The sequence below is a fragment of the Roseateles sp. FW305-36 genome (assembly GCF_058787015.1).
This window is the reverse complement of record NZ_JBYSZK010000001.1, coordinates 793,411-806,782: the sequence shown is the minus strand read 5'-3', so window position 1 is coordinate 806,782 and position 13,372 is coordinate 793,411. Positions and strand designations below refer to the sequence as shown.

Annotated in this window: 10 protein-coding genes; 9 read left to right on the top strand and 1 reads right to left on the bottom strand. The window is 63.9% G+C overall.

Annotation, left to right across the window (positions count from 1 at the left end; genetic code table 11):
- Positions 1-5: 5 nt before the first annotated feature.
- The 9 genes from fliE (at position 6) to AC3WOE_RS03590 (ending at position 12,506) form a co-directional block, all read left to right on the top strand.
- The gene (gene fliE / locus AC3WOE_RS03630; RefSeq protein ID WP_088482370.1) at positions 6-293 is read left to right on the top strand and encodes a flagellar hook-basal body complex protein FliE; all 288 of its coding nucleotides are present in this window, start codon (positions 6-8) and stop codon (positions 291-293) included.
- 166 nt (positions 294-459) lie between these two features.
- Positions 460-867 carry a hypothetical protein gene (locus AC3WOE_RS03625; protein WP_088481158.1) on the top strand — a complete coding sequence of 136 codons (408 nt, stop codon included), beginning with the start codon at positions 460-462 and terminating at the stop codon, positions 865-867.
- 91 nt (positions 868-958) lie between these two features.
- Entirely contained in the window at positions 959-2,245 is a 1,287-nt protein-coding gene (locus AC3WOE_RS03620; RefSeq protein WP_088481159.1) for a TolC family protein, read from the top strand.
- Between the two features lie 4 nt (positions 2,246-2,249).
- Complete coding sequence (locus tag AC3WOE_RS03615; protein ID WP_492688335.1) at positions 2,250-3,785, top strand: efflux RND transporter periplasmic adaptor subunit; 1,536 nt, start codon at positions 2,250-2,252, stop codon at positions 3,783-3,785.
- Complete coding sequence (locus AC3WOE_RS03610; RefSeq protein WP_268149209.1) at positions 3,782-6,946, top strand: efflux RND transporter permease subunit; 3,165 nt, start codon at positions 3,782-3,784, stop codon at positions 6,944-6,946. The genes AC3WOE_RS03615 and AC3WOE_RS03610 overlap by 4 nt, the downstream gene beginning before the upstream one ends.
- A gap of 391 nt (positions 6,947-7,337) precedes the next feature.
- The gene (locus tag AC3WOE_RS03605; RefSeq protein ID WP_492688334.1) at positions 7,338-8,495 is read left to right on the top strand and encodes a tyrosine-type recombinase/integrase; all 1,158 of its coding nucleotides are present in this window, start codon (positions 7,338-7,340) and stop codon (positions 8,493-8,495) included.
- An 11-nt stretch (positions 8,496-8,506) separates the two neighbouring features.
- Positions 8,507-10,195 carry a site-specific integrase gene (locus AC3WOE_RS03600; protein ID WP_492688333.1) on the top strand — a complete coding sequence of 563 codons (1,689 nt, stop codon included), beginning with the start codon at positions 8,507-8,509 and terminating at the stop codon, positions 10,193-10,195.
- Positions 10,192-12,060 (top strand): hypothetical protein, encoded by a 1,869-nt coding sequence (locus AC3WOE_RS03595; protein ID WP_492688331.1) that lies wholly within the window; start codon positions 10,192-10,194, stop codon positions 12,058-12,060. The genes AC3WOE_RS03600 and AC3WOE_RS03595 overlap by 4 nt, the downstream gene beginning before the upstream one ends.
- A complete protein-coding gene (locus AC3WOE_RS03590; RefSeq protein ID WP_492688330.1) occupies positions 12,057-12,506 on the top strand; it encodes a TetR family transcriptional regulator in 450 nt (149 codons plus the stop codon). The genes AC3WOE_RS03595 and AC3WOE_RS03590 overlap by 4 nt, the downstream gene beginning before the upstream one ends.
- Positions 12,507-12,879: 373 nt before the next feature.
- On the opposite strand, the gene cadR is transcribed toward AC3WOE_RS03590, so the two are convergent.
- Positions 12,880-13,332, bottom strand: coding sequence for a Cd(II)/Pb(II)-responsive transcriptional regulator (gene cadR / locus AC3WOE_RS03585; RefSeq protein ID WP_088481162.1), 453 nt, complete (start codon positions 13,330-13,332; stop codon positions 12,880-12,882).
- Positions 13,333-13,372 lie beyond the last annotated feature (40 nt).

The window sequence follows — 13,372 nt, the reverse complement described above, 5'->3', positions numbered from 1 at the left end:
CGCCGATGGACTCGATCCAGTCGATCGCTCGCTCGGCCGAGGCACTGACCAAGCCGGCTTCGGTACAAGGGCGAGGGTTTCAGGATGCCTTGGCAAGTGCGCTTCAAACCACCAGCGACCTGCAAAAGGAGTCGGGCAGGTTGAGCAAGGAGTTCTCGCTGGACAACCCCACGGTCAGTCTCGAGGAAACGATGATCGCCGGACAAAAGTCGAACATCGCTTTTCAGGCGACTTTGCAGGTGCGCAACCGGCTGGTTCAGGCCTACAGCGAAGTCATGAACATGCAGATCTGAGGCGATAACCAGGTCGATCAAGGGCCCCTCCGTGTCAAACCTGCCGTGGTGTAAGGCGACGGAACCCGTCGCCGACGCATACCGCTTACGCGTTGGCTCTGGACGGAAACGCGCAGACTTTGATCTGGATCTAACGCCCCCGGCCACACGCGGATAGACTTTGCCCATGATGTTGAACAAGACCTACCGGCGCTGGATCGCGAGCTTGCTCGCGGCGGTGCTGGTGTGTCTGCAGCTCTCTACGGCAGCCTACGCCTGCCCCGTCCCGACCGGCTCGGAGTCGATGCCGATGGTCAGCATGGCCGGCATGGCCGACTGCGACCAGATGTCCGGGATGGACACCGAACAGCCGCAGCTGTGCAAGGCGCATTGCGACCGCGACAAGCAGACGGTCAACAACGCGCCGGCGCCTGACCTTGCGCCCGCGGTTCTCCTCGATCAGCTCTTCACCCGCCTGGCCCTCTGGCTCCCGCCCGAGACCGCAGAGGCACTCCCTGCGGTCATTACCGCCCACACCGGCCCGCCAGACGGCACGCTGCCGGTGTATCTCACCCTCCAGGTCCTCCGCAATTAAGCCCTGACGTCCGCGCTGCCGCACGCGCGGCGGCGTGCCCACGTCTCGCGTCGCTTGCCGACTGCTTCCAGGCTTTTTGTGGAGCGCCATCATGGCCATCTTCTTTTGGGCGGGATCTTGGTCCCGCTCCGGCGGCACAGGAGCTACCTGCCGCCGCATCCGCAAGGCTGTCATCGCGGCAGGCTTACTTGCAGGCGCCGCCGTGCATGCGGCCCCCGTCACCTTCGAACAGGCCTTGTTGCTCGCTGAACAGCGCTCCGCCGCACTGACGGCGCGCCAGGCCGCGGCAGAAGGCGCGCAACAGGCGCGCACGGCCGCAGGGCGCCTGCCCGACCCCAAGCTGGCTGTCGGCATCGAGAACTTCCCGATCTCAGGTCGCGAGCGTTTCAGCTGGAACCGCGAGTCCATGACCATGCGACGTGTCGGCGTCATGCAGGACGTGCCCAACGCTGCCAAGCGGGCCGCCCAGCGCGACGCTGCCGACGCCAAGGCCGAGCGCGAGCACGCGATGCTGGAAGCCGAACGCCTGGCGGTACGCCGCGAGGCGGCGCTGGCCTGGCTCGCCCTGCACTTCGCCGAGCAAAAGCTGAACGTCTTCGCAACGCTCGAGCAAGAGAACCGCCTCTTGCAGGACACGTTGTCTGCCCGCGTCGCATCCGGAGCCGCCACGCCCGGCGATGCGCTGATGGTGCGCCAGGAGGCCTTGGAGCTGGCCGACCGAAGGGACGAACTGCAGGCCGGCGTCGAGCAGGCACGGGTCCAACTGCGGCGCTGGACCGGCGACCAGCCGGAACTGTCCGCTGAGGCTGAACCGCCCCCGCTGCGGCCGGACCTGGCGCGATTGCTGGGCGGGCTTGATCGGCATGCCGAACTGCTGGCCTTCAACCCGATGCTCGCAATGGCTCGCGCCGACCTCAGCGAGGCAGAAGCGATGCGCCAGGGTGATTGGGGCTGGGAGGTCGCCTACGGCAACCGCGCACGGTCCTTCGGTGACATGGTCTCGTTCCAGCTCACCTTCGAGCTGCCCGTCTCACGGGCCACGCGCCAGGAACCCGTTGTCGCTTCCCGCCGTAAGGACGTCGAGCGGCTTGAGGCCGAGCGGGAGGATGCGCTGCGCCGCATCCGCGCCGAGGTGGATACCCAGGTTGCGGAGTTGCAGCGACTGGAGCGTGTGCTGCAGCGCCAGCTAACCGCCACGCAACCGCTTGCCCGGGAGCGCGCCCAGGTGACCCTGGCCAGCTACCAGTCCGGCCGCGCCGACCTCGGTGCCGTGCTCACCGCCCGCAAGAGCGCTGCCGAAGCGCAGTTGCGCGGTCTCGATCTTCAAGCCCAGGTGCTGGCCCAGCAGGCCCGCCTGGCCTATCTCATTGCGGAGTGACCCCATGACCTCCAACAAGAAACTGTCCGCCGTCGCCATGCTGCTCGTCGCTGCGGGCGCAGGCCTGGGCTACGGCGTCGCCCATTGGCGTACGGCCTCGATGTCGGACCCATCCGCCACGGTGTCCGGAACCAAAGAGACGACCAAGAGTCCGGCCGGTGAGCGCAAGGCCCTGTATTGGTACGACCCCATGGTGCCGCAGCAGAAGTTCGACAAGCCAGGTAAGTCGCCGTTCATGGACATGCAGCTGGTGCCCAAGTACGCCGATGAGGCGCCCTCAGGTGGCGTTGCCGTCGACCCGCGCGTCGCCCAGACCCTGGGGGTACGCACCGCAACCGTGGAGAAGCAGCGGCTCGGCGCCTCGTTCCAGGTGCCGGCCGTCGTGCAGCTCAACGAACGCGACGTGGCCATCCTGCAGGCGCGCACCGCTGGCTTCGTCCAACGGGTGGCCCGCCTGGCACCGGGCGATGTCGTCGCTAACGGTGCCTTCATCGCCGAACTGCTGGTTCCCGAGTGGGCAGGCGCCCAGCAGGAATTCCTGGCGGTGCGCCAAACGGGCGATGCGGCCCTGACCGCCGCGGCCCGCCAGCGCTTGGTGCTGCTCGGCATGCCGACGTCCCTGATCCAGCAGGTGGAACACAGCGGACAGGTACAGGCGCTCTCCAACGTGCACGCCCCCACCGGCGGGCTGGTACAGGAGTTGATGGTGCGACCCGGCATGACAGTGTCCCAAGGCATGAGCCTCGCCCGCATCACCGGTTTGTCGACCGTCTGGCTAGAAGCCGCCCTCCCCGAAACCCAGGCCAGCGTCGCCCGCGTCGGACAGCCCGTCGAGGTGTTGTTGGCGGCGTTTCCCGGCGAGACACTGCGCGGCAAGATCACAGCGATCCTGCCTGAGGCGAATGCTGAGACACGCACCCTGCGCGTCCGGGCCGAGCTCCCAAATCCGCAAGGCCGGCTGCGGGCGGGGATGTTTGCTCAGATGCGCCTGGGCGGGACGGCCGAAGAGGTGCTCGTCGTGCCTGCCGAGGCCGTGATCCGCACAGGCCAGCGTGCTGTCGTCTATGTGGCTGAGCAGCTTGGGCGCTTTACGCCGGTCCAGGTGCGTCTGGGTCGCGAGCTGGGTGACAAGCTGGAGGTGCTGGAGGGATTGCAGCCCGGCCAACAGGTTGTGGCGTCCGGCCAATTCCTGATCGACTCGGAAGCGAGCATGCAGGGTGTGCTGCAGCGCCAGGCCACTCCGGCAGCGCCTGCTGCCAGCGCGGCTGCCGTGCCGGCGGCCTCATCGACAGCTTCTGCCGTTTCGGCACTTCAGGCGGTCGGCAGGATCGTGGAGCTTTCGGGGCAGAGCGTCACGCTGGATCACAGCGCCGTGCCGGCCCTCAGATGGCCAGCCATGCAGATGGGCTTCCGGCTCGCGCGGCCGGAGCTGGCCAAGGGCGTGAAGGTGGGCGACACCGTCCGCTTCACCTTCCGGGAAAGCCAGGACGGCTATGAAGTCGTCGCCATGCAGCGCGAGACACCGGGAGGCGCACGATGATCGGCGCGCTGATCCGCTGGTCGGTCGGCAATCGCTTCCTGGTGCTGCTGTCCACGCTCTTCCTCGCCGTCGCCGGCGTGCTGTCGCTGCGCTCGACACCGATCGACGCCCTGCCCGACCTGTCCGACGTACAGGTCATCATCCGCACCAGCTACCCCGGCCAGGCGCCACAGATCGTCGAGAACCAGGTCACCTATCCACTGGCGACCACCATGCTGTCGGTGCCCGGCGCCAAGGCCGTGCGGGCGTTCTCCTTCTTCGGCGACTCCTTCGTCTATGTGCTGTTCGATGACGGCACGGACCTGTACTGGGCTCGTTCCCGCGTGCTGGAGTACCTCAGCCAGGTGCAGGGCCGGCTGCCAGCGACGGCCAAGCCCTCGCTCGGCCCCGACGCGACCGGCGTGGGCTGGGTCTTCCAGTACGCCCTCGTGGACCGCACAGGTCGCCATGACCTGTCACAGCTGCGGGCGCTGCAGGATTGGTTCCTCAAGTTCGAGCTGAAGGCCGTCGCCAACGTGGCCGAGGTGGCCACGGTGGGCGGCATGGTCAAGCAGTACCAGGTGGTGGTCGACCCGGCCAAGCTCATCGCCTACGGGATCACGCATAACCAGGTACGCGAGGCGCTGATGAACGGCAACCAGGAGGCTGGCGGCGCCGTGCTGGAGCTGGCCGAGGCCGAGTACATGGTGCGCGCCAGCGGCTTCCTGAAGTCGCTGGATGAATTCCGCAGCATCGTGCTGGCCAGCCGCAACGGCGTGCCGGTGTTGCTGAGCCAGGTCGCGACCGTGCAGGTCGGACCGGAGATGCGCCGTGGCATCACCGAACTGGACGGCGAAGGCGAGGCGGTCGGCGGCGTGGTGATCCTGCGCAACGGCAAGAACGCCCAGGCGACGATTGCCGCGATCAAGGACAAGCTCAAGCAGCTGCAGTCCAGCCTGCCTCAGGGTGTCGAGATCGTCACGACCTATGACCGCAGCTCCTTGATCCAGCGCGCCATCGACAACCTGTCGATGAAGCTGCTCGAAGAGTTTGCGGTGGTCGCCCTGGTCTGCGTGGTTTTCCTGTGGCACCTGCGCTCGGCGTTGGTGGCAATCATCTCGCTGCCGCTGGGCGTGATGGCGGCCTTCCTGGTGATGCAGCAGCAGGGGTTGAACGCCAACATCATGTCGCTCGGGGGTATCGCCATCGCCATCGGCGCCATGGTCGATGCCGCAGTCGTCATGATCGAGAACGCGCATAAGAAGCTGGAGGCTTGGCAGCACGCCCACCCCGGCGAGGAACTGAAGGGCGAAGCGCGCTGGGCAGTCATCACCGACGCCGCAGTCGAGGTCGGCCCGGCGCTGTTCTTCTCGCTGCTGATCATCACGCTGTCCTTCGTGCCGGTCTTTACGTTGCAGGCGCAGGAAGGACGGCTGTTCGGGCCACTGGCCTATACCAAAACCTATGCCATGGCAGCGGCCGCCGGCCTGTCCATCACCCTCATTCCCGTGCTGATGGGTTACTGGATCCGCGGGCGCATTCCCGACGAACAGCGCAACCCCATCACGCGCGCACTGATCGCGCTATACCGCCCCGCGCTGGACGCGGTCCTGCGCTGGCCCAAGGCCACGCTCGTCGTGGCCGTCGCGGTCTTCGCCACCACCGCCTGGCCCGTGATGCGCCTGGGTGGCGAGTTCCTGCCGCCGCTGGATGAGGGTGACCTGCTGTACATGCCTTCCGCACTGCCAGGTTTGTCCGCCCAGAAGGCCGCCGAGCTGCTGCAGATCACCGATCGCATGATCAAGACGGTGCCAGAGGTGCAACGGGTGTTTGGCAAGGCCGGCCGGGCGGAGACCGCTACCGACCCCGCGCCGCTGGAGATGTTCGAAACCACCGTGCAGCTCAAGCCACGCGATCAGTGGCGCCCTGGCATGACCCCGGAAAAACTCGTCGAGGAGCTTGATCGCACGGTGAAAGTGCCGGGCCTGACCAACATCTGGATCCCGCCGATCCGCAATCGCATCGACATGCTGGCCACCGGCATCAAGAGCCCCATCGGCGTGAAGGTGTCCGGCACCGATCTCTCCGCGATTGACCGGATCGCCGCCCAGGTCGAGGCGGCCGCCAAGAACGTGCCGGGCGTCAGCTCGGCGCTGGCCGAGCGGCTGACCGGCGGACGCTATGTCGACGTGCAGATCGACCGCGTGGCCGCCGCGCGCTACGGCATGAACGTGAGCGACATTCAGTCCGTGATCTCAGGGGCGATAGGCGGCGAGAACGTCGGCGAGACGGTAGAAGGCCTGGCGCGCTTCCCCATCAACCTGCGCTATCCGCGCGAGCTGCGCGATACGCCGGAGAAGCTGCGCAATCTGCCGGTGCTCACGCCCGCTGGCCAGCAGGTGACGCTCGGCACTCTGGCAGCCGTGACCCTCGTTGACGGACCACCCATGCTCAAGAGCGAGAACGCCCGCCCATCGGGCTGGGTCTACATCGACGTGCGAGGACGGGACATCGCCTCGGTGGTTGGCGATTTGCGGCGGGAGGTCGCCCAACAGGTGCGGCTCGAGCCAGGCATGAGCCTGGCCTACTCTGGCCAGTTCGAATACATGGAGCGGGCCAACGAACGGCTCAAGGTGGTGGTGCCTGCCACGCTCTTGATCATCTTCGTGCTGCTGTACCTGACGTTCCGGCGCGCCGAGGAGGCTGCCCTCATCATGGCCACGTTGCCGCTGGCGCTGACCGGAGGAATCTGGTTCCTCTACCTGTTGGGCTACAACCTGTCCGTGGCCACCGGCGTTGGCTTCATCGCGCTGGCGGGCGTATCGGCCGAGTTCGGCGTCGTCATGCTGCTGTATCTCAAGCACGCCCTGGAAGACCGGATGCGCGCCGGTATGCCCATCACACGCGAGGTCGTGCTCGACGCCATCCGTGAGGGTGCAGTGCTGCGCGTGCGTCCGAAGGCGATGACGGTGGCCGTGATCCTCGCCGGCCTGCTGCCCATCGTCTGGGGATCTGGCACGGGCTCCGAGGTCATGAGCCGCATTGCTGCGCCGATGCTGGGCGGGATGGTGACGGCACCGCTGCTGTCGCTTTTCGTGGTCCCAGCCGCGTTTGCCTTGATGCGCGTGCGACGCGTCAATAACTATCCCCATCATCACGAGCCGACAGGCCAAGTCACTTGAGCTGCGCTTATCGGTATGAATTGGCCGCAGCAGGCTTGACGATGAAACTTTCGCTGCCATGGCATCCGTCAAGTTTCCATTTGCGGTTGGAATCCCGGCGGCGGGCGTCCAGGCGAGGCAGAAAAAACGCGGCCCCGGCAAGAGCCGGGGCCATAAAGCTTCGACGCTGTCATCACGCCGACGCTCCTGCTCAGCTATGGGGCCCTTGATCAGTTAACAGGATTGGTATTCTGTTATCAAGGATTTAGAGAGAGCCCCCGGCAAGGCCGCCGGAGGCGCCCCCCGGTTGGGCCATGTACTCATGGTCCAACCCTCAAACACACAGTGACTTTTCAGCAGGTGGGTGACCGCTGATCAGCTTCACTGCGTCCGACCTCATTCGAAAGTTCACTTGCGCCTGGTCAAAGCAACGCCACAGCTTGTCATCAACGGGGTCCCCTACGCTGGGTTCCCGATCTTGCTCTGGGACAACATGCAAAGCTGCAGGGAGGCCAACACCTTCCTTCGCAACTACTTGCTAAGGGGTGCGATCGGTTCCCAGAACTCATGGGACGCCATCGGGCAGAGCATCTACGACTTCTTCGGGTTCCTGCAGGCCCACGAGCTCGCCTGGGACGATGTCGATAGGGGAGAGCAGAAATCGCTCGTGGCAGCGTACCGAGACTACTGCCGAGACCATGTCGAGCTAGCGCCGGCAACGATCAGGCAGCGCCTTGGCTACGTTTGTGAGTTCTATGAATTCGCCCAGCGTCAGGCGTGGATCGAAAAGTTGCCCTTCGACAACGAGATCCGTCGCATCGATCGCAGCCAAAGCTTCCTTGCCCACGTCGACGCATCCGGTGGCGCCGTCACCGTTCGCGACGTGATGCCACGGGAAATCAAGACGCTCCCGAAGTTCCTTACCAAGGATCAGGCTCAAGCGCTCTTGGCCCTGGCGACAAATGTCCATCATCGGGTCGTGATCCGTTTGGCACTGGGCACGGGTCTCAGGCGGTGCGAACTGGCAACGTTCCCGTTGGCATATGTCTCCGATCCTGATCGAGCTGGCTGCAGCTCTCTCAACGTCAAGGTACACCTGGACCCGCATGACGGGTCCGGCATGAAGACCAAGGGGAGCAAGCCCCGCGACATCTACATGCCCCGTGGCTTGATGAGGGACCTGCACCATTACGCCAAGCACCATCGCGGAGAGCGCGGCTTCGGCTCCGCCCACAAAGCGCTGTTCCTCAATCAGGCGGGTGAGCCCTACGCCGCAAGCGGCAAAGGCTTCGAACGCATCGTTCGCGAGTTGGGACGCCAGGCCGGCTTCCCTGCCTGGCCGCACCTGCTGAGGCACACCTACGCGACTCAAACCTTGCTCGCTCTACAGCGTCAGACCGACCGCAACCGCGTGGAGCCGTTGGTCTTCCTCCAGCGCCAGCTTGGGCACAACTCAATCCAAACCACGATGACCTACTTGCACCTGGTCAACGAACTTGCCGACGAAGCAGTGCTTGCTTACGACGAGGAACTGAACGAGTGCTTCGACAGCCCTGAGCTCGCCGAGTGAGCAACCGCCCCATGCCCAAGACCAAGAAGTTCGTTAAGACCGACCTCTCCATTCCGTGTGTCGAACACGAGGCAGATGCTGCTGGCCATGCTGTCGTTCCAGCCGATGCGATGCCGCCGTCCGTGACGTCGGTGCAGTTCCCCCCGAACCCTGCGCGTAGGGTGAACTTCAAGTTCGGACCCTGGTACGGACTTGGCATCGACGCTGTCACCTACGCCTGCCAGCGTCAGGTCGAGCGCTTCCTGCTCAAGCAGGACTCCCAGGTAGAGCCGCGCACAGTCGCTAGCTACTGTGAAGGCCTTGCAAAGTTTCTGGACCATCTCGCTGTGTTGCGTGTGGCGCTCAACCGCGACCTTACGCTGGCCGACATCGGTCGGCCGGTCATCGACTCGTACCTCGTGTCGCTCCGAGATCTAGAGCTAAGCACCACCTCCCAGAAGACGTACTACAAGAACACGAAGCCCGTGCTGCAAGCCTTGGGGCGGCGGCGTCTCTTCAACTTGGTCTCAAGTGGTGATGACGCGACGTTCCCAGCAAATCCATTCCCTGGGGTGGACCGGAAGTACAAAGGGGAGACGCCACTGTCGATTGCTGAGCGTAAGGCGTTCACGGCAGCAGTGAAGACCGCAGTGATGCCCTGGTTCACGCCTGGCTGCGAACCCACTGGGGAGTTGGTCGCTTATGCGCTTCTCGTCGTTGCGCTACACACGGGCCGCAACACGACGCCGCTCCTCGAACTTCCTATTGACTGCATTCGCGCACATCCGAAGGACAACACCGCGTTCCTGGTCGTCTACAAGCGGCGGGGACACACCACTAGTAAGGTCATCCTTCGGGGGGAGTCGAAAATCAACCGCATTGTTGAATCGACGCCAACTCTCCGACCGACCGTCTTGGAACTGCTTCGCCGCGTTATCGCTGGCACCGAGAAGCTACGTGAAGAAGCATCTCCTGAACTTCGCGACCGCGTGTGGATCTATCGCTCGCAGTCCCCCACCGGCGGCGTGACCGACTTGGGGGCATACGCGTTGGCATCGGCCATCACCAAGCTCGTCGACGACTACAAGCTGCTCGACGCGGACGGCAAGCCGCTGAAACTGAACGTGAGCCGGCTGCGCAAGACCTTCGTAAATCGCCTTTACGAGCTGCTTGACGGTAACGTCGCCGCGGTGGCCACGGCCGCTGGGAACAGCACCCAGGTTACGGGACGGCACTACCTTCGTCCGACAGTAGCGTCGGAACGCAATTGGGCCTTCATGGGTAAGGTTCTAGTCCAAGAGCTACTTGCTGGCACTGTCGGAGCCACCGCTCGCACCCCTCTAGGTCAGTGCTCGGACCCCGAGCGTGGCGAATATGCGCCGAAGCGTGACGGATCAGCCTGTAGCAGCTTCCTGAACTGTCTTCGCTGCCGCAACTACGTGGTGACAGGGGACGATCTCTGGCGTCTGTTCTCCTTCTACTTCCGCATCCTGCGCGAGCATGCAAACGTCGACCGACGAAAGTGGCGTCAGCAGATGGCGCACATCCCCCGGCTGATTGACCGCGATGTGATCGAGGCGGGGATCGCTCGAGGCGTGTTCAAGGCGTCACAGGTGGAGGCGGCCAGAGAGCGGGCTCGCCACACACCTCACCCATTCTGGTCATCAGACTCTGTCTTGCACGACATCGAACATCTTCAGTCTGTCGGGGGGACCGCATGAGCGCCCAGGCAAACCTCGCTGACGCTGAAATGGCCCCATTCCTGCTCGCGCAGCAGTCGCACGTTCGCGGGCTGAGCGCGCAGGAGCGCGATGGGCTGGTCATCTCGGCACGCAGGGTAGATGGTCAGTGGGTAGTGGTCAGTCGATACGGTGATGATCGCTGGGAGCTGCTGAGCAAGACGACGAATCGCAAGCACGCCATTACCTTCGACCTGGTGGAGGAGGAGTTGCGAGACTCCATACGCCAGGTGATGTACCGCTTCTACTGCCGGGGACGTGCAGGCGGCAAGCGGCCGGGGGCCAGCACCGTCCAGGGCTTGTTCAACGACTTGCTGCCCTTCCTGAGGCACCTCAGCGCCTGCAACATCACCCGCCTCGACGAGGTGAAGCGACTGGCTTGCACGTCCTACGTGAAGCTCGTCAAGGAGTGGGCTATGGCAAACGGCAAACCCCTTGCCGCAGCTTCGATTGATCGAAGACTCCGGGCTGTCGAGGCGTTGTTCGAACTCAGCCAGCACTCAACCGACCCCATGCAGGCGCATCCGTGGCCGGAGACCTCTGCAAAACACATGGCAGGGCTGTCCGGCTCAGACGTGCGCCAGCGCAAGACGCCGGTGATGCCCGACGACGTCTTCGCTACTTTGTTCCAGAAAGCATGGGACATCGTGCAGCGTGCACCAGCTGTGATGGACCTTCGGGACGAGATGGACCGGGTGGCGGCTGCTGATCCGACCCTGGAGCCGCTTGCGGTTTGGGGAGCACAGTGTCAGCGGCTGGCGGCACTTGGCTTCCATGCGGGCCCGTCTGGCCTCGCCAAAGAATTGCTGGACGTGCGACGCGCTTGCTATGTGGTGATTGCGAGCGTGTCAGGGTGCAGAAACCATGAGTTGGCCTGGCTGCAGACCGGTTCGCTCTTCAGCACGCCGGGCAACGACGGCGAGGCGGACGTGGTCTGGTGGATGCGGTCAGTCTCAGCAAAGACGGACGAGGGATCTACGACCTGGATGATTCCACCCGCCGGCGTTGAGGCAATCCGCATCATGGAGCGGTGGGCCTTGCCGTACCAAGAGGCGATCGCCAAGGAAATTACCTTGCGGCGGGCAACGAACCCGCTCGATCCAGAAATTGCTGAAGCGCAGCGCCACAGCAAGGCGCTGTTCCTCGGAAGAGGCGTCTCTGGGATGGCGCGATCGCTATCGCTGCGCAGCTGGATAGGGGATTTGCGCACCTTCGCCAAGATCCGATGCGGATTGGACTGGAAGCTGGCTAGCCATCAGTTCCGTCGCACGTTCGCGCATTACGCAGCGAGAAGCCAGTTCGGTGATCTTCGGTATCTGAAGGAGCACTTCAAGCACTGGTCGATGGACATGACCCTGGGCTATGCCCTCGACGAATCGCAGGACCTATCGCTGTACCTTGAGATCCACGATCGTCTCGAAGACATCAAGGCCGGATTGGTCGACACCTGGCTGAAGGCGGATGCGCCGCTTGCTGGGGGCTATGGAGCCAACATCGTCGCTTGGCGAGGTAGCGAGGCCGTGACGATCTTCAAATCGCATCGCCACATGGTCAAGGCGTTGGCCAGCAGCACGCCTATCAGGAGCAATGGCCATGCATGGTGCACGGCGGACGACAACCTGTGCGTCGGCAATGACCTTGAGCGCACCCGTTGTAGCGGCTGCGACAAGTCGGTCATTGGACACGTCCACGCTTCGCTGTACCGCGGGCTCTACGACCATCTCAAGGAAGTAGCGCTTCTGGACGATATTGGCGCCGGCGCGCAGCAGTTGGTCCAACGCGACATGGAGCGATGCGCTTCGGTACTGAGGGAGCTTGGCCAAGAGCCGCAAGGGTTCGCCGCATGAGCACAGCCACCGAGAAGGCTTCGGCCAAGACCGTTTCGCGCAAATCTGCCGAGGCAAGAGAGAAGGACCTCCGGCTCGCCATGTATCGCATCGAGCGCGGTCGGGCGAAGAGCGGGGAGTCCAAGCTCTCCATCTCAGCCGTCGCCCGAGAGGCGGGCGTAACCACAGCGCTCATCCACAACCACTACCCGAAAGTCGCTGAGGACATACGCACGGCCCAAGGTAAGGCCACGCGTGCTCAGAGGGACGCTAAGGTCGAATTGCTCAAGGAAGAACGGAGGAGGAATCGCGATCTCCGGGAACAACTCGATGCGCTGAAAGCCGATGTTGAACGTCTGGCCTCGATCAATGAAGTGCTGCTTGACGAGAACGCCACGCTGAAGGCGCGCCTAGGTAGCAAGGGCAAAGTGGTAACCCTTGGGCATCCACCTGTCGAGCCGGTGTGACTCAGGTCACTGTGAGGAATAGCGCCGCCTGCGTGACCAGGATCTTCCGATCCGCCTTAAAAAGACACCCTCGGGCCTAGGCGGTCCCGAGGGTCCAAAACCCGAATCGCTGTCACGATCCGGCCGGCTCAGGGAGGAAAAGCCGGGCTCCTGGCGTCGCCAGTTGCTCATTGATGCCACCGAGCAACAGACTGCTCGACAACAAAAAAAGTTAGCTTCGCTAAGTCCTTGATCTACAAGGCAAGCGAAGCGCCTAACTGTTAACAAGGCCCCTTAAGCCCAGGGAGGTAAAGCAGGGAGACCAGCACCGCCAGTCTCGAGAGCAACTTTAGCAGCCAACGCCCCTTTGTTTGCGCGGCGGGTATACCGACTCTCAGTGCTTGTGCACCGAGCGCAGATGGCTTGCACTCTGATCCGCCGGCGTTTTCTCTTGCGAAGCTTCGGCGAGACCGGAAAGGATGCCGCACTGGTCCGTGCGCCTGGCGTCCCCACAACGCTGGCGAAGTTCCTTGAGCTGCTGTTCCAGCGCTCGCAGCTCCTTGATGCGCTTGGACACGTGTCCGATGTGCTCGTCGAGCAGCGAGTTGACGTCCCCGCAGTCCTCACCAGGTGCGTCCCTGAAGCGCAGCAGAACACGAACCTCGTCCAGCGACATGTCGAGGCCTCGGCAGTAGCGAATGAACTGAAGCCGCTCCAGGTGCGGCGCCTCGTACACACGAAAGTTGCCCTGCGTACGGCCAGGCGCAGGCAGCAACCCCTCCCGCTCGTAGAAGCGGATGGTCTCGATGGGCGTTGTTGACGCAGCGGACAAGTCACCAATCTTCATGGGTCCCCCGGGGCTTACAGGACAGAAGTGTAGGGACTTG